This is a genomic window from Enterococcus faecalis (assembly GCF_029024925.1).
Lineage (GTDB): Bacteria > Bacillota > Bacilli > Lactobacillales > Enterococcaceae > Enterococcus > Enterococcus faecalis.
Window position 1 is genome coordinate 2,617,981 of the sequence record NZ_CP118962.1, and the last position, 22,859, is coordinate 2,640,839.

Here is a 22,859-nt window from a genome sequence, read left to right on the forward strand (position 1 = left end):
TGATTCATGCTATTCTCCTTTTTTATGTATTGATTTATTGTTCATTGGTATATGTACAGCTTTTAATTTTCTCCATTATTCTATCAAAAAAAAGGTGGCCCTGAAATTTTAAATTTTGCTACAGCTAAGCTACTTTTCTGATGATTCCTATTATACCAAGGCGGAAGAGCACTTTTTCACTGGAAAAACACTCGAAAATTAAGAGAATCTGCCATTTTGCTACTGATTTTCAGCCAAATTCCTTAATTTACATAAACAAAAGCTCAAAATGTTAGTGTTTGATACTAACATTTTGAGCTTTCCTCATGATAACTTAACTATTTTAAGGACCTGTCACTAAGTTCCACGTAATTGCGGCTTGGTATTGTTGCCCCTTGACCCCTTGGTTGGCTGGCACTTCAAGTTTGACATTGTTGAAGGTGAAGTCCAACTGATAAATATTACTCCCAGTGAATTGCTGGTTGGCAATAATCCTAGTGGCCGTGTTGTTGGCATTCAAGCTAATGGCACTCGTAGTACCGACCGCATTTTTCAACTCGGTAGGTTGGTTGTAATTTGAGAAACTCGAAACAGGAGCCGCCCCTAACAATAAGCGGGTCGCTGTAGGCAAGCTGTCTGTCGCTGATTTTGGTTGTGACAGATGCGCCGTTAGGCTCCAATTCGGTTGGGTTTTCTTGATCCGCAGATAGGGATTGCGTGTGCCGTTGCCATAGTAATCAGCGGCTTTTTTCAGGCCATGCTGTTGCGTGCTTCCCGCTACCCCAACTTGACCAAAATTGAAGGTTGGAACACTGATGAAGCCTTCAGCCGTTGGTGTTACAATTGCTTGATCATTGTCTTTCACACGTACGGTGGCCGAAGTAGAAACACCACTGTAATTCCCACTGGTGGTAATCCCAGCGCGCAAGACTTGCCCCGCTGTCCCCGTCGCTTTCGTAGTGAACTGAACCGTGGCAGATTTTCCTACGGGAATGTCAGTGCCTAAGCTAACACCATTGGTCCACGTAGTCGCTGTGACGGGAACTGTTTTTGCGGTTCCGCCAGCTGGCGTGACAATCATGGCGGTTGGTGCTGCTAAGCCGGTTGTCCAAGCGGTTGATTTCTTGATGGTCGCCGTGGTTAGTGGCGCTTGGCTTGTATTGGTAATTGTGGCACGCCAGGTGACATTGCCGCCGCTAGTCACGGTTTCAGCGGTAGTGCGAGTTAAAGCGACACTTGCTTTCGGTACTTCTTCCTTATACATCGCCGTCATGTCGTCATTGCCATCAAAAGTTGTATTGTATGTTGGCGTAGTACTTGTTGTTAAAGTATTAGGCTTCGTTTTACCTTTGTACCAGCCTTGGAAAATGTAAGTTTTACCGCCTGTTGTATAACTAGCTGGTAAGGCTTTTGCGCTCGTATACTTGAAGGTGTTGCTCGTCATGGGAATCTGGTTCCCTTGCGTAAAGCCTGTTGGTGGCGTGATTTTAGTGCCGTTGGTGTCTACGAAATTTTCGGTGACTTTACGATTGGTTAGATAGTAATAGACTGGTTTATCAATTGTAAGATAGGTTGCTACCCCCGATCCCAAATTAGGATTGTGGACAACCTTTCGCAAATAACTGGGTACCTGAATATCTATCGGAGTAGCCGTGGTTGTTCGATTAAAGATAAACGATTGACTCCCGTTATTCTTTAACTCAAAGTTTCTAGAAAGTAGCTTATTCTCACCTTCGACAAATGGCTCTGAATAATCATTACCTTGAATATTAGGAAACGGGTAAGCTATATCAAAAGTACCACTCTTGTTATAAACACTTATTTTTTCATAGTAATTGGGTAGTGTAAAGGTTAAATTAGCCGCACTATATTGTGTACTTCGATCACTCAGTATTTCAAGAGATTGCGCAGGATAAGCAATTTCCTTCAAATTGTTTTTGGTTGGTGCAACTTTACCTTTTTCAAGACTGACTGTTTTCCAGTAATCAGGTTTATTTGAATCAGCTGAATTGGTTGCTAATCCTTCTCCATGCCAATTGTCATAGGTTAGTTTAATCGTTGAAGCATCTACTCGTTTGCCAGACTCGTCTACGAACCCGAATTGATAGGTCAGCGCTGGAAAATCAAAAACCTTAATCTCCTCATACACCACATTCAAATCATCATTATCATCATAAGTCACTGGATAACTAGGTGCTTTGGTGGTGGTCAAGGTGTTTGGCTTGGTTTTGCCTTTGTACCAACCTTTGAACTTATAGGTTTTGCCGTTGCTTGCTTTGTAAGTCTCTGGCAAGGTGCCACTTTGTTTAAAGGTGTATGGGTCACTGTTAATTACTGTTTGTTTTCCTTGCGTAAAGCCTGTTGGTGGCGTGATTTTAGTGCCGTTGGCGTCCACGAAGTTCTCGGTGACACGGCGGTTGGTTAGATAGTAATAGATTGGACCTTGAATCGTATAGTACATTGCTCTCCCCGTAAGAAAACTCGATACATATCTTAAATAAAATGGAAGCTGAACATTTTCGGGAGCGGCGGCTGTTGTTCTATTGAACACAAACTCCTGTCCTCCATTATTCTTTAATTCAAAATATTGAGGAGTATTATTTATTTCCGCACCTGATGGGTTTAGTATACTTGGATAAGGATATGCGGCATCAAAACCACCTTGTTGATTTTGTATACTGATGGATTTATAAATTCTTGGAAGCTGATATCTTAAGTTTACTGCACTAAATTGAAATGAATCTTTACTATTCGTTTCAAGAGATTGAACTGGGTACGTAATTTCTTTAAGATTATTTTTTGTATTTGCCTTAATTCCTGTTTCTATTTTAGTAGTTGCCCATGCTGATGGGATATTGTTGGGTGGTTCAGTACCAATACCGTACCAATTATCATATGTCAAATCAATCGTGGAGGCATCTACTCGCTTACCTGATTCATCAACAAACCCAAATTGATATGTACGACTAGGAAATTCCAAAACCTTAATCTCCTCATACACCACATTCAAATCATCATTATCATCATAAGTCACTGGATAACTAGGTGTTTTGGTGGTGGTCAAGGTGTTTGGCTTGGTTTTGCCTTTGTACCAACCTTTGAACTTATAGGTTTTGCCGTCTGCTTGATAGGTATCTGGCAAGGTGCCACTTTGTTTAAAAGTGTACGCTTCACTATTAATAACCGTTCGCTTTCCTTGTGTGAATCCTGATGGTGGTGTAATTTTTTGTCCGTTACTATTAACAAAATTCTCATAAAGCTTTTTGTAATAAATATAATAATTAATAGTAGCACCAGAATTCCCTTTATTGAACTGTCCTGTTGTTCCTACAAGATTGTCACTAAACATAATATTGGTGCTTACTCCGCTATTAGAACTACGATTCGTTATACGCCATGTCTTACCAGTCGCTTTAGTAAAGTTATATGTTGAAATATCATAGTTACTTCTCGTATAAGTTGTTGATGTGTACGCTCTGGAAGTCATCACACCTGTTCGGCTGTCTGGAAGTGTTGCTTTAGGTGGTGCTAACACAATTTTATCAATTCTATTGGTGGTAGCTGTAGCAAAATTAATCGCAATATCGTTACTAAAGAAAAACCACGAACCCCCGTTACTAGTACCTATATTTTTTAGTCCTGTATCAAACCTATAAAGCCCACTACCAGCATTTGTCATAGTTAAAGGATATCTTAACAGCGTCCCTTCTACTCTCGAATTGGTTGATTTAAATAATACTGGGTTTATGGAAAGACTCATTTGTTCCTTACTAGCCACTCCATCCTCATCGTAAAATTTTAAATTCCCTTTCAAACCTAAGTTACCAGAAAATCTATCCACATACGTCATTTCATTTCGTCTATTCACTGCGCCAAATCCATTAAATCGAATCGTGGAATCGATATATTTTTTTTCGTTGTGTGTACCCGAAGTAATTCTTGTCTGAAAATACAATGTTTTGATATACCCAGTATTTCCAGAAGTTCGCCCGTGTAGACGATTGATAAATGCAGTGACCGTCCTAGTCGACTCTGTCCAAACAAAATATTCGCCACCACTATTGGCATTATGAGAGCCTTCTCCTATAACTACATTTTGTTCCTCGGGGCCAACTTTGATAATAACTGACGTTGGTCTAGTCATTCCAGCTGCCAATTTTGATTCAATTCGAATCGGACCAACAATATCTGAATTTGTATCATCTGTTGTAATATTTTCCAGTTTCATTCGATAATCAACTACATCGTTAAGACGAACCGTGGTTCTATTCGTGGTTCCTGTAGCTGCCCAGACAAATGCTCTAGGCATAATTTTCGCTTGAATACCAGATGGTTCCAGCAGATTTTCTTCTTGAGCTATTTCCGTTGTATCTTCTTGTTCCACTGTTTCCTGTGTTACTTCTTCCCGACTCGTTTCAGTCGTTTCTTGACTGCTTTCCGTACTTTCTGGCGTTGCGCTACTTGCTGATGTTGCTTCCTTAGCGCTACTTGCTACTGTCGGACTACTTTCTTCCGCAACTGCGGTCGCGCCAGAAAAGGCGTTAATCACTAAAGAACTACACAAGCCAATGGTTGCTAATCGTTGCCACTTAGTTTGCTTCATGTCGTCCCTTCTTTCTCTGGACCATTCCGACAAGACCAATCAAGACAAGACCAAGGATGCTAAGATTTGCCTGACTCTTGCTCCCTGTACGAGGGAGCTGCGAGCCAGTTGTGGTGGTCTGTGTCGAACCACCACTTCGTTGATCTCCTTGCGGAGGACCAGCTGGTTCCTTGGGATCAGCAGCTGGCGCATCTGTTTTCGGTGGGGCATCTTTAGGAGCGAGTGTTCTCGGATTTTGGTAAAATTCAATCCCCACCGAACTAGAACCACCATCAGACGCTTCAACATTTATAAAAAAACTAGGGGAAAATAGCAAACACGCAATTATTAAATAACGCTTTTTTTTCATTTAAAAACCTCCTTTTAACTCATTCACATTCTTCTATACAAAGAATGCGTAAACAACCTTTATCATACCTTTATAATAGCAAAGAACTCTTTGTTCAAAACATCATTTTTTTTCATTTGACAACATCTATTCGCGAAAATCCCTTATTAAGCAAGGGTTGCTACTCTTGTTATTTAAACAAAAAAGGCTATCAAAACGTACTTTTCCATAGAAATCAGCCAGTCATCCCTTAATTTTTTTCAAAAAAACTACAGAAAAGCTCACAATGTTAGTAATTAAAACTAACATTGTGAGCTTTTCTCATTTTTGACGATTGGATAATTCGATAAAATAACACTAAAACACAAAATAACTGTCTGTTTCTCTTATTGGGCAACAGCTAATTGATACAATGGCAGGAGTTGTTGATAGGTTGCCAACATATAAGCTCGTGCTTTTTCAGGGTTTTGCCACAAGTCACTATCTTTGGGAATGATGCGCCCAATTTCAAACTCACCTTTTTTTACATCTCTAAAACGAGTTAAGGCTTTCTCTAAATCCGTTTCTGGCAGCGGAGTAATTTGAGGAACCGTATGATCCAAGGAAACATACGTATCTTCTGGTAATGCTTGGAATAATTGCTGATTCTCTAAAAAGGCTTGCGCAATCTGCTTTTCATTTTTAGGATTATCAATGAATGACAACCACATAAACACATAGTCGCCCCAAATGCCTAATTGAAAATGCGGCTGCATTTTATACCCGCGCTTATTCGGACTAAGTGCTGACCAAGTATTTTCTGGTGGATACACGGTGCGACGGCGATGTTGCGCAATATGGACAAACAACTCCGTTCCTAGTTCAGGCGCTAGTTGTTCGGCAAAATACGTGTCTAATTCTTGAAAAATAGGTTGAATTTGCGCACGGATAACCGCCATTCGTTCATCTAATCCAGCAACTTCAAAGGCTGCGAATTCTTTTTCTGTAAACATCAACATTTCTCTAATTCCTCTCTTAACTTGTCTTCCGCTTCTATTTTTGTCGATTTTGCCATGTTTCCAGTGTCATCCCACGATAAACATCTGTGACAATTTTCCCTTTACTAATTCGAGCATTGGGTAGTGTTCCTTCGTAGGTAAAACCAATTTTCTCCATGACACGACCAGAAGCTGGATTGTCTTGATCATGTAAAGCAAAGATTCTCATGAGTTTCATTTTTGCAAAACCCAGTTCAACTAACGCCGTCGCGGCTTCAGGCATGTAGCCATTGCCCCAAAAGGCACGGTTCAAGACATAGCCTAATTCTCCAATATTATTGGTTTCATTGACCCGCAAATCAATCGTGCCAATCATTTTACCTGTTTCTTTCACTTCGATCCCATATTTTCCTAAAGGTTCCCCCATAAAAAATTTAGCAATGTTTTGTCTTGTCTCAGCGATTGTTTGATTTTTCAAAAACACATAGCGGACCGTTTCCTCATCTGAAGCATATTCGTACATATCTTCTGCATCGGCTAATGTGACAGGTCTTAAAATCAAGCGTTCGGTTTCAATTCGTTGGTTTTCTGCAAAAATCAATGGATAATTCATGAGCAAAACTCCCTACTTTTCTACATACTTTACCGAAAAACAGCGAAACACGCAAGGAAAATCGGCATTTCCCTCGCGTGTTTCTTTAATTGGCGTTTAAGCGAATGATGGCAATGATCGTCTGAACAGCTTTGGCCATTGATTCAACGGTAATGAATTCATATTGCCCATGAAAATTCTCGCCACCTGTAAATAGATTAGGCGTGGGAATGCCCATGAAAGAAATCTTAGAACCATCTGTCCCGCCACGAAATGGTGTGATGATTGGTTCAATGTCACAACTTTCCATTGCTTGGACGGCCAATTCTACAGGAGTCCAATCTTTTTCGATGATTTCCTTCATATTATAGTATTGGTCTTGGAAAGTAATTGTTAGTCTGGGTTTATCCGCCAGCGCATTTAAACGTTGGACTTGTTTTTCCAAAAATTGCTTTCTCGCTTGAAAGTTTTCTTGATCATGATCCCGAATGATATAGACAAGTTCTGCTTTTTCAATACTTCCTGTAAATTTATTGAGTAAATAAAATCCTTCATTTCCACGTGTTTGTTCTGGCACTTCCTTTTGCGGTAGTGATTGATCAAGTTGTTCGCCTAATTTAATGGCATTTACTAACGAACCATAGGCCGTTCCCGGATGGACACTGGTTCCCTCAATTGTTATCACAGCTTGAGCAGCGTTAAACGTTTCATACTCGAAATGCCCCACGCGGCCACTGTCAATCGTATACGCAAAAGCGACTGGGAAGTTCGGCGCATCAAATTGATCGGCCCCGCGTCCAATCTCTTCATCTGGACCGAAGGCGAGCCAAACATCCCCCCGCGCTACTTCTGGATGTGCCAAAAAATACTCAACAGTAGCTAATATCTCGACAATTCCCGCTTTGTCATCTGCTCCTAAAAGTGTGGTTCCGTCTGTAGTAATCAACGTTTCCCCTTGATACTCTTTTAAATTGGGAAATTCAGCAACCGATAAAACGATGCCTTGTTCTTGATTCAAGAGGACATCTTGGCCATCATAATTAGTGATGACTTGGGGACGGATATTTTCTGCTGAAAAATCCGCCGTATCCAGATGTGCAATCAACCCAATACTCTTCGCTGCAGGTTGGTTACCAGGCAACCGTGCCGTTAAAAAGCCGTTTTGTTCGTTATAATGCACATCGGCCAAGCCTAATTCATGAAGTTCTGTTTCAATCATTTTGGCTAAAACCACTTGACCGACCGTCGTCGGTGTGGTTTGACTGTTGGCATCTGAACGGGTGTTAACTTTCACGTAAGTTAAAAATCGTTCGACTAATTTTTCCATTTTTTACTCCTTCTTCCTGAATCATTCTGTTAAATAAGCATTGCGCAAGTGGAAATAATCCCCATACAAGTGATAACTAATGCCTTTCAATTTAGGATTGATTAGATAATTTGAGGCACTTTGATACAGCGGTACTTGGGCAGCATCTTGGTTCAACAAGATGTCTTCCGCTTCTTTGTATTCTGCAAACTGTTTCTCTGGATTATTGGCATTAATCGTTCGTGCATCTTCTACCAGTTGGTCGTATTTGGCATTATGATAATTGCCATAATTGTAACTTGATTCTCCTGCATATAAGTTAAAGTAAGAGTCTAATTCACTACTGCCGGCAATCCATCCTGAAAGAGACAACTCATAATTTTTTTCACGTCGCGATTGGTTCACATTATTACTTGGTTGCGATGAAATGGTAATTTCTAAACCTGGCAGATTTTCTTGCAACTGACTTTGAACATATTCAGCAATTCGTTTTCCTTGATCTGTATCTGCCGCCAGCAATGAAAGTTTCACTTTTTTACCGACATCCGCTTGGGCTTTCGTCCATTCAGCTTGAGCTTTTTTGACGTCATTTTTCAAATATTCGCCACTGTATGCTCGGAAATCTTCATCTGTTTCTGGATTCGCATAAAGTTTACTTGGAATCAATCCGTTGAGGGGTTTTGACCCATCGTTTAAGACACTTTGTGTTAAGGCTTCTTTATCAATTGCTTGGCCAATCGCTTTTCGTAAATGAACATTCGCTAATGGCGTTCCTTCTTTTTTGTTGAAATCTAAGAAGTAGTTGGCCACATCTGGATGACTGACATAGCCTGGATCATCTTGATATTGTTGAACATATTGTCCGTTAATGCGAACTAAGTCTAGTTCATTCGCTTGATATAAGTTAATCCCAGTATTATCTTCTTTGATTGTACTAACCGCAACTTCTTCCAGTTTCACTTGATCCGCATCATAGTATTCTGGATTTTTTTTCAATGTCCAAGTATCTGAAGTCGCATCCCAATTGGCTAGCGTAAATGGCCCGCTATAAAGTAAATGTTCACTATCCAAGGCGTAATCTTTGCCTTGCGCTTCGACAAATTTTTGATTTTGTGGCGCTAACCAAGCAATCGAAACGACTGCTAAGAAGGAAGGTTGGGCCTGTTTTAATTCAACAATGAATTCTTTGTCATTAGGGGCTGAAATCCCTAATTCATCGACTGACTTTTCACCGTTGCGTATTTCAAAACTATTTTTAACACTGTCTAGTAAATAAGCATTCGGTCCAATCGTCGCTGGTGTCACCAGTTTTTTCCAAGAATAAACAAAATCTTGGGCCGTAATTGGCTCGCCATTGCTCCACTTAATCCCCTCCCGCAAGGTAAAGTGGTACTTGCGCCCATCGTCACTAATCTTGACATCTTTAGCTAGAGCTGGCACCGTGGCACTATCATCATCAAACCGATAAAGGCCTTCAAATAAATGTTGTGCCATTGTAAAGGTATTTTTATCTGTTGTTTGTGTTGTATCCAATGTTGAGATTGGTGCAGGTGAACTAATACTGATTTTTTGTTCAGCTGCTAAATTTCCCGAATCTACTTTCTCTGCCGCTTCTTTGGTTCCGCCACATGCGGCTAAAAGAAACCCTGTTGCAATCAAACCTACTACTTTTTTCCCCAATTTCATGTTGTTGCCCCCTCATATTTTTTAAACAAATAAAAAAAGCATTCGTCCTAAAAAGGACGAATGCTTATGCAATCGCGGTACCACCTTTGTTGATCTCTTCGCTAAAAAAGATCCGCTCGTTTCCAGTACAATCATACTGTAGCGCTATAACAGGCGCACCTGAATTGGTTTAAGCGAACGGCTTCAACCAACCTGTTCAAAGGCCATTTTCCCCTTTAACGTCACTACCTCTTCTCACCAAACGAGGCTCTCTGCAAGCTATTTTAAAAAGTACTTTCCTTCTCATCACATTTTGTTCTTTTATTTGTTTCATCAATCATACTGATTTACGGATAGTTTAGCAAACATTCTCGAGGTCGTCAACCACATTTTTAATTTAAAACTTTTTTGTTTTTCATCAAGAAGGTCGGGACAGAAGTGTTTAGCTCCGAGAAATAAGAAGAAATTTCCGAAAATTGTTCTTTAATTTTTGGAGAATTTCAGCTTATTTCCGAAGGAGTTGCTTTTGTTCCCGCCGTTTATCAGCTTTTAAGCCTAGGACAAAAATCCAAAGTGATTTTTGTCCTAGGCTTTTTTTTACTCTAATCCTTTTTTAACATCTTCTATCATCAAATGCATTGATTCTAATCCACCACCGCTTAGATACCAAACATCTGGTTGAAGCATAATGACTTTATCATTTTTACCAGCATCGGTTTTTTGAATCAATTCGTTTGCAGCGACGTTATCTTTTGAATCGTCGCCACCAATTGCTTTGGTGCGATCTACCACAAAGAGAATCCCAGGATTTTTTTCTAAAACATATTCGTAAGAAACACTTTGCCCATGAGTGGAAGCTTCAATCTTATCGTCTGCTGCTTTGAAGCCAAATGTATCATGAATTAAACCGAAACGAGAGCCTTTTCCGTAAGCGGAAAGTTGTCCTTCGTTAACTAACACAACAAGCGCATTATTCGCGCTAGCTTCTGCTTGTTTTTTCACGTCAGCAATTTCTTTTTCTAAGCCAGTTATTTTTTCTTTAGCTACCTCTTCTTTATCAAAAATAGTGCCTAACGTTTCGATATTTTGTTTCGTTGATGCCCAAGGATTTTTGGCATCTACAGCTAAGTAAATGGTTGGCGCAATGGCTTTTAATTGTTCTTGATAATCTTGTTGACGACCAGAAATAATAATTAAGTCTGGTTTTAGTTGATTGATTTTTTCTAAATCTGGTTCTTTAATGCCGCCTGCTGATTCAACTTTTTGGTATTTTTTCAAATACGCAGGGATATTTTTAGTTGGCGCACCTACCACGCGGTCACCGACACCTAGTGCATCCATTGTATCCAAGGAACCATTATCAAAAACAACGACTTTCTTAGGATTTTTGGGAACGGTTAATTGACCATTGGTGTCTTTGACTGTGACTTCCGTTTTAGCTGTTGTTTCTGTTGTTGCAGAATCTGCTGTTTTTTTATTTGTTTGACAAGCACTTAACATTAACAGTCCCATCATTGAAACTGCCATCATTGCTAAAAATTTCTTTTTCATTCTTTTCCTCCAAAAACGTTATTTTTAAATTGCCCGATTTAGTGATAAAGACAAAAGCGTTTTCCTTCAATTTCACAAATCCGGATATTCATTTCATAAAGATCATTTAAAATACTTGTTTGAATAACTTCTTCTGTTGCGCCATGCGCATAGAGCTTTCCGCCTTTCATGGCGACAATTTCATCTGCATAGCTTGCGGCAAAATTAATATCATGTAGAACAATCAGAATCGTTTTTCCTAGTTCATCCACTAAGCGTTTAAGAATCTGCATCATTTGAACCGCATAATTCATGTCGAGGTTATTTAAGGGCTCATCCAATAAAATATAATCGGTATCTTGGGCTAAAATCATGGCAATATACGCCCTTTGTAATTGGCCCCCAGAAAGGGTATCAATGTATTCTTCTGCCATTTCAGTTAAGCCCAATTGTTCCAGTGCTTCTGTTACTTTTTCGTGGTCAGCGCTTTTTAAGCGACCTTTGGAATAAGGAAAACGACCAAAATTGACCAGTTCTCGCACAGTTAATTTAAGTTGTACACCGTTGGCTTGTTTTAAAAGGGCAATTTTTTGTGAAAAAGCCGATTGCTTCCAGGTTTTTACTTCTTGCTTGTCCAGATAAATTTCCCCGGTATCTTTGGGAATTAAGCGACTCATCATGGCTAGCAGCGTGCTTTTCCCAGCGCCATTTGGTCCAATAAAGGCCGTTAATTTGCCTTCAGAAATAGGTAAATCAATGTCTGAAACGACAAATTTATCGCCATATTTTTTTGATACATCACTCATCTGGATCATGTGCGTTGCTTCCTTTCTGCAATAATTTTCCATATAAAATAAACGCCCCCAACAAATTGAATCACCACACTGAGCGGGGTATTCAAATGAAAGACCTGTTCAACCATCAATTGACCGAATACCAGTAAAAAGACTGCTATTAAACTCCCTGCCACAAACAGTTCTCGGTGGCGATAGGTTTTCATGAATTGATAACTCATATTGGCCACGATAAAACCTAAAAATGTAATCGGTCCCACTAATGCTGTTGATAAGCCGACCAGACTACTGATCAAACACAACAACACTAATTGAAACTGATTCACAGCAATCCCCAAATTCTGGGCTTGATGGTTCCCTAAATGTAAAACGTCTAAACGGTAACTTTCCCGCCAAAGTATCCCACAAATCATGAGTACCGCCACACCAACGAAAACGAGATACTGACTATTGACGTTACCAAAACTGGCAAACAACTTTCCTTGGAGTAAGTCGTATTCGTTAGGATCCATAATCACTTGTAAAAACGTACTAATACTACTGAAAAAAGTACCTAAAATCATGCCAATCATCAATAATAAAAATAAATCGGATTGATTTTTGCGTAATAGAAAATACGATAAACTAGTACTTAAAAACACCATTAAAAAGACGTTCATCAAAAACGACCCAAGACTTACTTGACCTAACGCTTGTGCGCCTCCTAAAAGAAAAAATAACACCGTCTGCACAAAGACATACAAGGAATCCATCCCTAAAATGTTTGGCGTTAGGAAATGATTTTGCGTGACTGTTTGAAAACTAATAGTTGAAAAAGCCGCAGCGATTCCGACAAATATAAAAGCCAATAACTTTTTCCCTCGTAACGCCAAAGCAAAGGACCAATTGCCATACGTGTTATAAGTTAAATAACAAAGGCTCACAATTACTACGGCAGCTAAAAGCAAAAGTAATGAAAGCCATTTTTTTAAAGGCCGTTTCATTGTTTGCGCCCCCTTAGTAATAATAAAATGAACAAAATGCTCCCTAATGTTCCGACAACCACGCTGACAGGAATTTCATAGGGGGCAATCAATACTCGTGCTAAAATATCACAGATTAACAAGAACAAACTCCCGCAAATCCCAGTTAACCACAAGGTATTTTTCATATGATCGCCATAACGTAAAGACACGAGATTAGGAATCACAACCCCTAAAAACGGAATATTCCCCACCATCAATAAAACGATGGCACTTGCTAAAGCAACCAGCGTCAAACCTAAAAACTGAATTCGCTGGTAATGGACGCCAAGACTATTTGCAAATGCTTCACCCATACCAACGACAGTGAAATGATAAGCAAATAAATAAATAACAAACCACAAAGGAATCATTAAGAATAACCATTCATAATTCCCTTTCATAACTGTGGAAAAATTTCCTTGTAACCAAGCAGACATATTTTGAACCAATTGGTATTGATAGGCAAAAAATGTGGCAATTGAACCTAGAATGTTACCAAACATCACGCCCACCAAAGGGACCATCACTTGATTCTTACTTGGTAATAATCGAATGAGCGCTAAGAATAACAAGGTCCCGCTTAGCGCAAAAATAAAAGCAATTGCCGTTCGATAGAGAAACGGAGCTGTTGGGAAAAATAACATTGCGACTAAAATACCCAACCTTGCACTATCGGTTGTTCCAGCGACACTAGGAGCGACAAATTTATTTTGTGTGAGTTGCTGCATAATCAATCCAGAAATACTCATCGTACTACCAGCAATGATTAAACTCAACGTGCGGGGAACACGGGTGGTAAATAAAACAAATTGTTGCTGCGCATCTAATTGAAACAACTGAGAAAGTGCAATGTCCTTCACCCCTATCACTAATGACAATAAGCTGAAAAGTAATAGTAGAACAAACAAACCAATCTTTTTCATGAGAAAACTCCATTTTTATTTAATTGAGAATGATTCTCATTCTTAGTTACAGTGTATGAGAAAACCATCACAAATGCAACCACTTTTTTTCCTTTATTAAAAACTTCTTCTCAAGCCGACTGACCAACGACTTATCTAAGATATGCTATAATGGAGGGAAACGTTAGGAAAGGAGTGTTACTGAATGGCGAATGATGACTTACAACAACGTCTGGATAAAGGAATGTACGGTACGCCCCTCGTTAATCCTGAAGAACAACACAAATACATGGGCACATTTCGTGAACGCTGCCGTCTCTCCATGACCGTCGCTGAAATGAAAGATGCACAGAACCAAAAACATTTATTAGAAGAATTAGCGAAGCATCCTGAAGTTACAGTACTTTTAAATGGCGAAATCTCTTCTGACCTGCAAAGTACCTATATTAAATTATTAAATCAGCATGGCGCAACCTTTAAGATTGTTAACAATTTTGTGGAGAACAACCCTGACTCTCTCGGCTTACTGTTAGCTGAAAAACATGCAGTCGATGAACCTGTGATTGACGTTACAGAAAAATATCCTCAAGCAACAGAAACGCCAAAAGAAGAGCCAACAGCTAAAAAAGGCTTTTGGCAAAAACTATTTCAATCATAAAAAGCTCAAGGAAAGTTATGAGCGCTTCCATTTATAATAGAATTATGCTATTATAAAGATGAAAAAGAGAGGTATGCGGGTACATACCTCTCCTTTTATACCAACACCAGTTATAAGAACTGGTGGCTTACTGAGTTAAGTTTTGAATCTTAACCGTTCGGCCTACGAAGCTTGTGAACGGTTATTTTTTATTGTTTTTCGTTGCTTCAAGGATACCGAAAATCAGTAGTGCAACAAACGCTGCAAAACTAATCATCAATTCCAATGCCGCTTCGATTGACAAAAAATGCTCCTTTCGTTAAAGTGCATCGGATACACATAGGCATCACCTGCCTCTCTAACTCAGAGCCACCGTCATACAACTTTCATTGGTAATAGTTTTAGTATAACCTATTGGGTGCACCAAGAAAACGTTTTTATAGGAATTTTCTATAAAATGCTATAAGTTATGAGCGCTTCCATTTTAAATAGAATTATGCTATTATGAAAATGAAAAGAGAGATATGCTACTACATACCTCTCCTTTATACCAACACCAGTTATAAGAACTGGTGGCTTACTGAGTTAAGTTTTTGTTGTTCTTTAACCGTTCAGCCGTCTAAGCTTATGAACGGTTATTTTTTATCGTTTTTCGTTGCTTCAAGGATACCGAAAATCAGTAGTGCAACAAACGCTGCAAAACTAATCATCAATTCCAATGCCGCTTCGATTGACAAAAAAATGCTCCTTTCGTTAAAGTGCATCGGATACACATAGGCATCACCTGCCTCTCTAACTAAGAGCCACCGTCATACAACTTTCATTGGTAATAGTTTTAGTATAACCTATTGGGTGCACCAAGAAAACGTTTTTATAAAGAATACCGCCAAAAAATCTATTATGAATTTTTTGGCGGTATTCTTTTTTTATTGAACCACTTCTGGGTATAAAAGTTTTAAAACGTCCATTGTCAAGCGTCTACCCTGTCCAGCGTATGGATACACATGCATGTGCATGGCTGGATTAAAGTTTGCTTCGATAATCCCGTACGTTAAGCTATCACGTGTGCCTTTTACGTCTTTGTCAGGAATGATTAAATCAATGCCACAAATTTTGGCTCCTAAAGCAGCTACGGCCTCAATGGCGATTTGTTTATAACTATCATCAATGACATCGGTCATATCAATCGAATCCCCGCCCGTGCTAACATTAGAATTTTCTCGCAAGTACACGATTTGCTCTTTTTCTGGCACAGAATAGATAGTTAAACCTTGTTCTTTCAACATTAGTTTTTCTAAATCATTTAACTGGATTAATTCTAGTGGTGCACGGTGATTGGTCCCCCGCAATGGATCACTATTTTTAGCGGCCACCAATTCTTCTACAGTGTGTTTGCCATCTCCGGTAACATTGGCTGGCACGCGCAACATGATGGCTTTTACATCATTATCTAACACAAAGAACCGATATTCTGTTCCAGGTAAAAACTCTTCAATTAAAACCGCTGTGTCCTCTTTAAAAGCAATCCGTAACGCTTCCGTAAAGTCTTCCAACGAAGCGCCTTCTTTAAAAATGGTAATTCCTAAACCGTAATTCGTTGATTTTGGTTTCACGACAAACGCTTTATTGGCGTAGCGTAAATGTGCTTCTTGTGCCTCAATAAAAGATGAAAATTCTTCACCGCCAGGCACATGGAACCCTGCTGCAGACAAAATTTTCTTTGTCACGGTTTTGTTTTCCATAATCAATGGTACCACGTAGTTATCTTTGCTAGTCATGTTGGCATTTTTGACGTATTCAATGTGCTCGCCATGTTGCAGTTTCAAAAATTGCTCTTGTTCATCTAAAATTTCGATTTCCAAACCTTTTTGAATCGCATCAAACAAGAAAATTTGTGTGGATAATTCCATCTCACGGAAACCAGCTAATTGATAAGGGCGTTCAAAGGCCATACTTTGATATTGGTTTCCAAAAATATTTCCCAGTTCACTGTTGGAGTTTTCTTGAATAATCGTCCACATTTTGCCAGAAACGGTGTCTTGTGGATTCCGCAGTTGTTGATAATACTTACCGACAACTTCTTTGCCTTTACGAATGCCTAGAGCATCTAACATATCAATCATTTCTGAAAAAATCCGATCGCCTTCTGCAATTAACTTAATCGTTTCATGAGGATGACCAAGAGCCACTTGTTCATTTAAAATATCGCCAGTTTTTACCCATTCATCCGCTTCTTCTTTTTCATCTGTCCACAATAAATACAACATGAAATAATGTAAGAAATCCACAGTATCTTCCACAATGCCTAAACGTGAAAAAGGATTTAAGTCTAAATTACGCAACTCGATATAGCGAATACCTGTTTTAGGCAGATCAGACATTTGTTTCCCACCACGTAAGCGCACAGGCGCATAAAATTCTTTTTCTTCAGAAAGTAAACCATTTTCCACCATGCGATGAATATCTTCTAAATAGCGTTCCAATGAGGCATACGATACTTTCACATTGTCATGATTTCTGTAGCCATACGTACTATTCCGAATACTGCGAATGGGTTCTTGCGGTTGGTCGTCATAGACTCTAAAGTAGCCGTCTTCACTAACTGGCGAAGCCCCAAAAAGATACGTAATTAACCAACGATAACGTAAAAAGTTACGGGCAACTTTCATGTACACTTTCGTTTTAAATTGTTTGCAATCTGTCACTTCGGATTGTTCATCATATAATTGCTGAATCAGGGCTTGGTCATATTCAAAATTAAAATGAATTCCGCTGACCATTTGTTTTCGTTTGCCATACTCTTTTGCCAAATAACGACGATATAACACTGCATCATATTGATCTAATTTAGCAATTTTAATCTCTTCATCTTTTGTTGGTAATTGTGGCGGCATACTTAATGGCCACAGCATTTCATCTTCTGGAATCGAACGACGAGCCACATCGTGAATGGCATCTAAAAAACGAAGCATTTCTGTGCCGCTATTTGCTACAGGCGTGATTAGTTCTAATTGTGTTTCACTAAAATCTGTTTGAATATATGGATGATAAGAACGGTTACCAAAAACCGTGGGATGATCAGTTGTCGCTAAAAGCCCTTCTCGTGTACTACGTTGGTTTTCTTTTTCTAAACCAAAACGAGCCATCAATACGTAAGGACGAACATTTTTCTTTTGCATTAATTCTCTATAATTCATCTTGTCGCCTTTCTTTCTACAAACTATCTGTTTCTCTTACTATTATATAGGAAAACGAGTAAATATGCTGTTTTTTTGAACGTTCACTTGGGAATTTTCGAGACACTTTTAGAGAGCGCCTTTTTCCGTTAGACTGAAAACAACTAGTTTATAGAAAGTGGGGATTGCTCATGAAAAATCGTGCATTACTTTTAATTGACTTTCAAAAAGGCATCGAAAGTCCGACGCAGCAATTGTACCGTCTGCCAGCAGTGTTGGAAAAGGTCAATCAGCGTATTGCTGTCTACCGCCAACACCATGCGCCCATTATTTTTGTTCAACATGAAGAAACCGAATTAGCTTTTGGCTCAGACTCTTGGCAACTTTTTGAAAAACTGGATGCACAACCCACAGATTTTTTCATCCGCAAAACACATGCGAATGCCTTTTACCAAACAAATTTAAATGATTTATTGACGGAACACGACATTCAAACGTTAGAAATCGCTGGTGTCCAAACCGAGTTTTGTGTGGACACTACAATTCGGATGGCTCATGGTTTAGGCTATACGTGTTTGATGACACCGAAAACCACTTCCACCTTGGATAATGGACATTTAACCGCGGCACAAATTATCCAACATCATGAAGCTATTTGGGCTGGCCGCTTTTTGACTTTTTTGAGCCTGTGACAAAAATCACTTTGGATTTTTGTTCCGGGCTCAAAACCTGATAAACGGCGGGAACAGAACCAACTCCTTCGGAAATAAGCCGAAATTGTTGAGAATCACGAAGAACGTAGTGATTCGATGATGAACAATACCTACTTGGTCTCCAAAAATTAAAGAGCAATTTTCGGAAATTTCTTCTTATTTCTCGGAGCTAAACGGTTCTGTCCCGACCTCTTTTCCAAAAAATTGTTTGTTCACTATGTTTTCTTGTCGTATTTCATGTTAGTATAAGGAAAAAGTGTTCAGTTGATTAGTTGAAGATTTAGAGTGTGGGACATAAGTCGATTAGGCTTGTCTCTCATGTTCTGTCTTTTTTTATGTCATCATTCACTAAACTAATAAATAATTGGAGGTATTTTATGAACAAATTTTTTACAGCCCAACGTTTAAAAGACACCGCCTATGTAACAGTCGGTGCATTCATTTTGGCCATTTCAATCAATGCGGTCTTATTGCCAAATAAACTTGTCGCAGGCGGAGCCAATGGCATTAGTATTGTTATTAATTATGTTTTCGGGATTAGTCCCGCCATTGTTCTTTACGCCATCAATATTCCTCTTTTAGTGCTTTGTTTCTTACTTCTTGGGAAAGAGGTCGGTGTCAAAACCATTTATGGCAGTCTTATTTATCCATTTTTTGTAGGAATTACTTCGGGGATGCCTGTTTTAACACATAATATTTTTCTAGCAACATTATTTGGCGGTATTATTACAGGTGCTGGCCTAGGCTTGGTTTTCCGTGGCAATGCCTCAACTGGTGGGACAGCAATCATTTCACAAATTGTCAATAAATACTTCAAAGTTTCCTTAGGTATTGCTATTTTATTCGTCGATGGTTTAGTCATTTTATCAGCAATGTACGCTTTTAATGCAGATATTGTGTTATTCTCTTTAATTTGTTTATTTACAATTGGTCGAGTCGTTGACATGATTCAAGTTGGTCTGGTTCGCTCGAAGAATGTGATGATTATTTCACCAAAATATGTCGCTATTCAAGAACGCTTATTACGTGAACTAGATAAAGGTGTGACCTTGGTGCCAATCGAAGGCGGTTATCGAAGCGCGAAAGGCATGCTCTTAATGACTGTCATTCGTGAAAAAGATTTTCCCCGCTTAAAAGAAGCCATTCTTGAGATTGATGAAGAAGCTTTTTTGATTTCAATGAGTGCGAGTGAAGTCTACGGAAAAGGATTTAGCTTGAAAAAAGTAGCTGATTCTTATGGCGTTGAAGCTACTAATGCCAATAATTTACAATAGTTTTTTGTAGGAAAAGAGCCGCAAAATCTGTAGAGATTTTGCGGCTCTTTTTACATCTTCATCCAGACAGGTTCTAAGCTATTGCCATCCAAATCTTGCACCTCTAAGCCATACATTTGCTCTTCTGGTATTCCCATATCAACTCGGTAACAGTTGCCTCCGTTAGCTTTGGCGGTTTCGCCAAACTGTTTTACGGCTTCGGCACTCTCTAAACTAAAGGAAATTAATGCTCCACTGGTTGTTTGCGCATCAATAATTTGCTTTTCTTGGATAAATTTTCCATAAAAGTCATGGTTCAACAACATAATCCAAAATTGATCATCCCACATCATCGAACTAGCTTCCTCTGTTGAAAATTCCTCGTTCTTTTTGAATCCAAGTTTTTCATAAAAGGCTGTAGAACGTTGGACATCCGCTACTGGGAAGTTAACAAAAACCATTGTGCCCATGTGATTCATCCCTTTCTTTTAATCATCTACGACAGCTAACTGTGCGTTGCGACAAAATCAACAAGCTTGTTTGATTTATACTAGCATATTCATAAAAGAAATGTTACTAAAACGTTTTCTTAAGGTAATTCTCGATAAGCCAAGTGCTGAATGATTTCACTATGTTGTGGATAATCGTTTAACAATTCCGCTTGAGTAAATAACTCGAAGTCTTCAAACTCAAAGCCTGGTGTAACTACACAACTGACTAACGCAAATCCTGTCGCTACTGTAGAACCAAAGATTGTACCGGCAGGAACTGAGAACGAAAGCTGTTGTCCTTGAACTAAGTCTTTCCCTAACTGAACAGCTTGATACGTTCCATCAGGAAAAATACAGTGAACGGTTAACGGCTGACCATCGTGAAAAAACCATAATTCATCCGCTTTTAAACGATGAAAATGTGACGGACTTTCTGTATTTAATAGAAACAAAATCGCTGTATGCAACGCCCGTTCGCCTCGTTTGGTCGGAATCAATTGTTCACTTTTATTGGTTTGTTTAAAATAACCGCCCTCAGGATGCGCTTCTAATCCTAACTTCTCAATCCACATTTGTTCTGTCATCTTCTCCCTCACTCCTTCATTTTTTTCAGAAACAATTTAGAAAGAACTTAGAACATCCGTCCTAATCCTAAAATAAACGGCGGGACAGGAGTAGCTTCTTCATTCTTGAAGCTAAATACTCCTGTCCCACGTTCTTCCCAAACCTGTTATTTTCTACAACTAAACATCTTTTAATAAGCCTTTAAATAAGCCCATTGCGAAATCGTTGGCATTAAATGGTTCTAAATCGTTAATGCCTTCACCTAGACCAACTAATTTCACTGGCAAGTGTAATTCATTCCGAATAGCAATGACAATACCACCTTTGGCTGTTCCGTCTAGTTTGGTTAAAACTAAGCCAGTGACATCGGTTGTTTCTTTGAACTGTTTGGCTTGTGTCATCGCATTTTGCCCAGTAGTTGCGTCCACGACTAAGAGAACTTCGTGAGGCGCATCTGGAATTTCTCGTTGGATGACTCGTTTGATTTTTTCTAATTCTTTCATTAAGTTGACTTTATTTTGTAAACGACCTGCTGTATCCACTAGCAAAACATCGGCCTGTTCTGCTTTGGCACGTTCCACTGCATCGAAAACGACCGCTGCTGGATCGCCGCCAGCATTCCCACGCACAACTTCAACGCCAGCCCGTTCACCCCAAACAACTAATTGATCGATGGCGCCCGCTCGGAACGTATCGGCAGCGGCCATTAAAACTTTCTTTCCTTCCAACTTGTATTGATGGGCTAATTTACCAATGCTGGTTGTTTTACCAACTCCATTAACACCAACAAATAAAATCACGGTTAAGCCATTTGGCTGTAAGTTAATCGCATTATTTTCATTAATTCCTGCTTCTTCATACAAATCAACCATTTTTTCAATGATGGTATTTTGAACTTGAGCTGGTTTTTTCACATTTCGCAGTTTCACTTCTTGTCGCAAGGCTTCTGTAATTTTTAAGGATGTATCAAAGCCTACGTCTGCACCAATTAACGTTTCTTCTAATTCTTCAAAGAAATCTTCATCAACGCTCCGGAAATTAGCAAACAATTCGTTCAACCGTTGACCAAATGTCTTACGTGTTTTTTCCAAACCTTTTTCATATTTTTCTTGGACTTGTTCTTCTTTCGACTCTTCAATTTCTTCTGAAACCTGCGTGTCTGTTGGTTCTGCCAACGGAGTTACGACACTACTTTCTTCCTCAGGCGCTTCCACAACAACTTCTTGTGTTTCCTCTGTCAAGATTTCTTCTGGCTCTTCTTCTAACGCTTCTTCTACGCCAGCTAATTTTTCCATTTCAGCGTTGTCTGTTAAATCGGCTGTTTCTGTGACTTCTTCCGCTGTCGTTTCTGGCGTTGTTTGCGCCTCTTCTGCTGCGGTTTCTTTTGATTCAGCAGGCGCTGATTCATCACTAGGTGTTTCGTCTACTGTTTCTTCAATTATCTCTTGTTTTTCTTCTTCCTTTTTTTCAGCGGAAAAAGCTTTTTTAATTTTATCAAAAAATCCCATTCTTATTGGCCTCCTTCCAACGGCGTTAAAATATATTTTTCGACCGCTTTGGCAACGCCATCTTGGTCATTCGTGTCTGTAACGACATCTGCGGCTTCTTTAACTAATGGAATCGCATTTGCCATGGCGACACCTAAGCCAGCGTATTCGATCATCGGTAAATCATTTTCTTCGTCCCCTAGGGTCATGATTTCTTCTGCACGGATTCCTAAATCTTTGGCTAACAAGGAAATACCATAGGCTTTCGTAATCCCTTTTGGCATAAATTCTAATAAGTTATTTCGCGTTTTAATAATTTCAAAACGCTCATAAAAAGAGGCTGGAATTTCCTTGATGCGTTCATTTAAATACGCTTCATCAATCGCAACAACAACTTTATTATAAATTCGATTCGGGGTTAACTCTTCTAATTTGTAGGACTCAAAGGTTAATAATTTGTTTAGAGAACTATAAATTGAAGGATAATTAGGTGCAGAAGGCAATTGCATCACGACCTCATCGGATAAGACATCAAACGGCATGTTGAGTGTGGTTGCTAATTGGTACAGCTCATGAATCGCTTCCAAGGGCATCAATGTTTTCTCAATAATGGCCCCTGTATCATTTTTTTGAACCAATCCGCCGTTAAAAGTAATGCTATAATCGCCTTCCTCTTGTAAACCTAATTCTTCTAAGTAAGGACCAATAGCTGCCAAAGGTCGACCTGTGCAGATAACAACTTTCACGCCTGCTTGTTTCGCAGCCATCAGTGCTTGTTTATTCCGTAAAGAAATCTCTTTTTGGCTATTTAATAATGTTCCATCTAAATCAATAGCAACTAATTTTATCAAACGTTCG

Annotated in this window: 20 protein-coding genes and 1 other annotated feature; of the genes, 3 read left to right on the plus strand and 17 right to left on the minus strand. The window is 39.2% G+C overall.

Annotation, left to right across the window (positions count from 1 at the left end; all coding sequences use genetic code 11):
• Positions 1–322 precede the first annotated feature (322 nt).
• The 10 genes from PYW42_RS12975 to PYW42_RS13020 all read right to left on the minus strand — a co-directional run bounded on the left by PYW42_RS12975 (position 323) and on the right by PYW42_RS13020 (position 13,701).
• Positions 323–4,582 carry a WxL domain-containing protein gene (locus PYW42_RS12975; protein ID WP_010731667.1) on the minus strand — a complete coding sequence of 1,420 codons (4,260 nt, stop codon included), beginning with the start codon at positions 4,580–4,582 and terminating at the stop codon, positions 323–325.
• Entirely contained in the window at positions 4,569–4,931 is a 363-nt protein-coding gene (locus tag PYW42_RS12980; protein WP_002389481.1) for an LPXTG cell wall anchor domain-containing protein, read from the minus strand. Before PYW42_RS12980 ends, PYW42_RS12975 begins: the two co-directional genes overlap by 14 nt.
• Before the next feature lie 365 nt (positions 4,932–5,296).
• Entirely contained in the window at positions 5,297–5,908 is a 612-nt protein-coding gene (locus PYW42_RS12985; RefSeq protein WP_002359064.1) for a YktB family protein, read from the minus strand.
• Positions 5,909–5,942: 34 nt separating this feature from the next.
• Positions 5,943–6,500: a GNAT family N-acetyltransferase gene (locus PYW42_RS12990; protein WP_002386268.1), complete on the minus strand. Its 558-nt coding sequence runs from the start codon at positions 6,498–6,500 to the stop codon at positions 5,943–5,945.
• 85 nt (positions 6,501–6,585) lie between these two features.
• Positions 6,586–7,806 carry a peptidase T gene (gene pepT / locus PYW42_RS12995; protein ID WP_002410998.1) on the minus strand — a complete coding sequence of 407 codons (1,221 nt, stop codon included), beginning with the start codon at positions 7,804–7,806 and terminating at the stop codon, positions 6,586–6,588.
• A 21-nt stretch (positions 7,807–7,827) separates the two neighbouring features.
• Positions 7,828–9,471 (minus strand): peptide ABC transporter substrate-binding protein, encoded by a 1,644-nt coding sequence (locus PYW42_RS13000; protein WP_002359061.1) that lies wholly within the window; start codon positions 9,469–9,471, stop codon positions 7,828–7,830.
• A 49-nt stretch (positions 9,472–9,520) separates the two neighbouring features.
• Positions 9,521–9,766: a binding site (T-box leader), on the minus strand.
• 281 nt (positions 9,767–10,047) lie between these two features.
• Complete coding sequence (locus tag PYW42_RS13005; RefSeq protein ID WP_002370087.1) at positions 10,048–11,001, minus strand: siderophore ABC transporter substrate-binding protein; 954 nt, start codon at positions 10,999–11,001, stop codon at positions 10,048–10,050.
• A 38-nt stretch (positions 11,002–11,039) separates the two neighbouring features.
• Positions 11,040–11,795: an iron ABC transporter ATP-binding protein gene (locus PYW42_RS13010; RefSeq protein WP_002354962.1), complete on the minus strand. Its 756-nt coding sequence runs from the start codon at positions 11,793–11,795 to the stop codon at positions 11,040–11,042.
• A complete protein-coding gene (locus tag PYW42_RS13015) occupies positions 11,792–12,757 on the minus strand; it encodes an iron chelate uptake ABC transporter family permease subunit (RefSeq protein WP_002371665.1) in 966 nt (321 codons plus the stop codon). The genes PYW42_RS13010 and PYW42_RS13015 overlap by 4 nt, the downstream gene beginning before the upstream one ends.
• Positions 12,754–13,701: an ABC transporter permease gene (locus tag PYW42_RS13020; protein ID WP_002354960.1), complete on the minus strand. Its 948-nt coding sequence runs from the start codon at positions 13,699–13,701 to the stop codon at positions 12,754–12,756. The genes PYW42_RS13015 and PYW42_RS13020 overlap by 4 nt, the downstream gene beginning before the upstream one ends.
• Before the next feature lie 184 nt (positions 13,702–13,885).
• On the opposite strand from PYW42_RS13020, the gene PYW42_RS13025 reads away from it, so the two are divergent.
• Positions 13,886–14,338 (plus strand): YueI family protein, encoded by a 453-nt coding sequence (locus PYW42_RS13025; protein ID WP_002389410.1) that lies wholly within the window; start codon positions 13,886–13,888, stop codon positions 14,336–14,338.
• A 181-nt stretch (positions 14,339–14,519) separates the two neighbouring features.
• Here the strand turns inward: PYW42_RS13025 and PYW42_RS13030 are convergent, their stop codons facing one another.
• The 3 genes from PYW42_RS13030 to gshAB all read right to left on the minus strand — a co-directional run bounded on the left by PYW42_RS13030 (position 14,520) and on the right by gshAB (position 17,514).
• The gene (locus tag PYW42_RS13030) at positions 14,520–14,621 is read right to left on the minus strand and encodes a putative holin-like toxin (protein WP_021164441.1); all 102 of its coding nucleotides are present in this window, start codon (positions 14,619–14,621) and stop codon (positions 14,520–14,522) included.
• A gap of 331 nt (positions 14,622–14,952) precedes the next feature.
• Complete coding sequence (locus tag PYW42_RS13035) at positions 14,953–15,054, minus strand: putative holin-like toxin (protein WP_075551663.1); 102 nt, start codon at positions 15,052–15,054, stop codon at positions 14,953–14,955.
• 189 nt (positions 15,055–15,243) lie between these two features.
• Positions 15,244–17,514: a bifunctional glutamate--cysteine ligase/glutathione synthetase gene (gene gshAB / locus PYW42_RS13040; RefSeq protein ID WP_002389492.1), complete on the minus strand. Its 2,271-nt coding sequence runs from the start codon at positions 17,512–17,514 to the stop codon at positions 15,244–15,246.
• 170 nt (positions 17,515–17,684) lie between these two features.
• Between gshAB and PYW42_RS13045 the strand changes: the two genes are divergently transcribed.
• Positions 17,685–18,185 carry a cysteine hydrolase family protein gene (locus PYW42_RS13045; protein WP_002372831.1) on the plus strand — a complete coding sequence of 167 codons (501 nt, stop codon included), beginning with the start codon at positions 17,685–17,687 and terminating at the stop codon, positions 18,183–18,185.
• 398 nt (positions 18,186–18,583) lie between these two features.
• Positions 18,584–19,480, plus strand: a complete 897-nt coding sequence (locus PYW42_RS13050) for a YitT family protein (RefSeq protein WP_002389477.1) — start codon at positions 18,584–18,586, stop codon at positions 19,478–19,480.
• A 50-nt stretch (positions 19,481–19,530) separates the two neighbouring features.
• Here the strand turns inward: PYW42_RS13050 and PYW42_RS13055 are convergent, their stop codons facing one another.
• The 4 genes from PYW42_RS13055 to PYW42_RS13070 all read right to left on the minus strand — a co-directional run bounded on the left by PYW42_RS13055 (position 19,531) and on the right by PYW42_RS13070 (position 22,852).
• Positions 19,531–19,929 carry a VOC family protein gene (locus PYW42_RS13055; RefSeq protein WP_002354951.1) on the minus strand — a complete coding sequence of 133 codons (399 nt, stop codon included), beginning with the start codon at positions 19,927–19,929 and terminating at the stop codon, positions 19,531–19,533.
• Between the two features lie 119 nt (positions 19,930–20,048).
• Complete coding sequence (locus tag PYW42_RS13060) at positions 20,049–20,534, minus strand: cupin domain-containing protein (RefSeq protein WP_002381091.1); 486 nt, start codon at positions 20,532–20,534, stop codon at positions 20,049–20,051.
• A gap of 159 nt (positions 20,535–20,693) precedes the next feature.
• Positions 20,694–22,022 (minus strand): signal recognition particle-docking protein FtsY, encoded by a 1,329-nt coding sequence (ftsY, locus tag PYW42_RS13065; RefSeq protein ID WP_002385216.1) that lies wholly within the window; start codon positions 22,020–22,022, stop codon positions 20,694–20,696.
• 2 nt (positions 22,023–22,024) lie between these two features.
• Positions 22,025–22,852 (minus strand): Cof-type HAD-IIB family hydrolase, encoded by an 828-nt coding sequence (locus tag PYW42_RS13070; protein WP_002354948.1) that lies wholly within the window; start codon positions 22,850–22,852, stop codon positions 22,025–22,027.
• Positions 22,853–22,859 lie beyond the last annotated feature (7 nt).